Source organism: Nostocoides japonicum T1-X7 (assembly GCF_001046855.1).
Lineage (GTDB): Bacteria > Actinomycetota > Actinomycetes > Actinomycetales > Dermatophilaceae > Nostocoides > Nostocoides japonicum.
In genome coordinates this window covers 4,794,535-4,795,826 of sequence record NZ_HF570958.1, presented here as the reverse complement: position 1 = coordinate 4,795,826, position 1,292 = coordinate 4,794,535, and the positions used below count along the sequence as shown (strand labels likewise).

Below are 1,292 nucleotides of genomic sequence, written 5' to 3'. Positions count from 1 at the left end.
GAGGTATCTGGTGACGTTCGGGTGGGGTCTGGATACCTCGGCTGCGGAGGTGCCCTGTCGGTCGAGGTATCTGGTGACGTTCTGGTGGGGTCTGGACACTCGATTCGGTTGGCCACGACGGCTGTGGCGCGGAGGGTTCGGCTGGAGACCGCGGGGACGAGGGGAGAGGTCAGAGGATGCCGCGGCGGTGGAAGGCGGCCTTCACCGTGGCCGCGGTCCCTGCGCCGTAGAGCCGCTGGGCCGCCGTCACGGTCCGGGTGGCCGCCTGCGTGAAGGTGTTTCGCGGTGTGAAGCTGAACTGCGCCTCGAGGATCACGCGGTTGGCCTTGTCGCGGCCGAGCGCCTTGTTGATGTCCCACAGGGCGTTGGACCAGATCTCGCCGTCGTCGTGGACCTCCCCGTCGAGGTCGGCGACGGTCTTGCCCGTGTCGGTGCGACGCAGGCAATGGACCGGCCCGGACGTGTAGCTCGTGGAGTCCCAGTCCATGACGCAGGGCAGGTCGAACCCCTTGCTGACCGGCTGCGACATCGTGACCGCCCAGTAGTCGCCGAAGCCCTCGCCCGTCGCCCCGGCCTGCTCGGAGGCGCCGTAGCCGGGGACCTGGGCGTCCTGGATGGCGTGGCCGTACTCGTGCCAGACGACCTCGAGGTCCTCGGCGTCGTCGACCCCGCCCGTGCCGTAGGTGATCGTGTCGTTCGGCGGGTCGTAGAAGGAGTTGTCGCCGGCATACGTGTCGATCACCAGCTTCTGCGAGCCGCTGTTGACGTCACGGAAGCCGAGGCTGCGGATGTATGCCTGGGCCGCGTCGACGCCGTAGTAGGCGTTGACCTGCTCGAACCGGTCGTCGTGTCGCGTGTAGACATAGGTCCGGGTGGGGCTCGTCGCGAGGCCGCCCTTGGCCCGGACGACCTGGGCGTAGGCGCCGACGAGCGTCTTCTTGCCGGCCGTCAGGCGGTGGAGCGCCACCTTCCGGTAGGCGGGGGTCAGGACGGCCTGGTCCTGGTCGCCCTTGTCCTTGAGCTTCTCGTTGCGCAGCGTGACGACGGGGTTGGGGTCGAAGACCTGGCCCTGGCCATCCGCGTTCTTCGCGAGGTTGCGCACCTCGCGCACCGCTCCCGTCCGCGCGTCGACGACCGTCCGGGTCGTGCCGGCGCCCGTCGTCGACGCGACCGACCAGACGAGCGCGGCGTCCGGTCCACCGAGGACGGCGAGGGTCGCCCTCTCGCTCCCGGTCGACGGGGCGGTCGGGCCGTCCTTGCCGGGCCGCGGGGCGGCGCGCAAGGTCGCCGCG

The 1,292-nt window shown here is 70.4% G+C and carries 1 protein-coding gene; it reads right to left on the bottom strand.

The genetic code is table 11. The annotated features are described in order from the left end of the window. Positions 1-169 precede the first annotated feature (169 nt). Positions 170-1,292, bottom strand: a 1,123-nt coding sequence (locus tag BN12_RS21790) for a M4 family metallopeptidase (RefSeq protein WP_157635775.1), incomplete at its 5' end; no start/stop codon positions are given.